The sequence below is a fragment of the Bradyrhizobium sp. Ken01 genome, assembly GCF_055807355.1.
The window spans coordinates 1-304 of the sequence record NZ_JBVVPC010000178.1; the positions used below are offsets into that span (position 1 = coordinate 1).

1 pseudogene is annotated in these 304 nt (G+C 56.9%); it reads right to left on the reverse strand.

Annotation, left to right across the window (positions count from 1 at the left end):
* A pseudogene (locus AC0L3S_RS39260) lies at positions 1-304 on the reverse strand (MmgE/PrpD family protein); the annotation flags it as partial.

A 304-nucleotide genomic window follows, 5' to 3' on the forward strand; every position in this document is an offset into this window, starting at 1 on the left:
GCTTGGTCGAACGTCTCGATGCGTAGCTTCCGGATCTCGTCCCCTTGCCGACGCATGGAAAGGATCGCGTCGATAGCTCCATGCATGTACCGGCAACATGCGTATGGTTTTAGATAGCATTTCTGAACTTCCCACGATGAACCGAGATTGCCTGTCAAGAGATCGCGGGTAAAACGATCACCGTCATCTAGAAGATCAAGAGGGCCAGTCGCTCCTGCCTGCGCGCGGTAGGCAGCCGTGATACCCGCGACCACGGCTGGGGGAATCCCTTCCTTGATCGTGCTGCCCTCGAACTTGGCGGTTG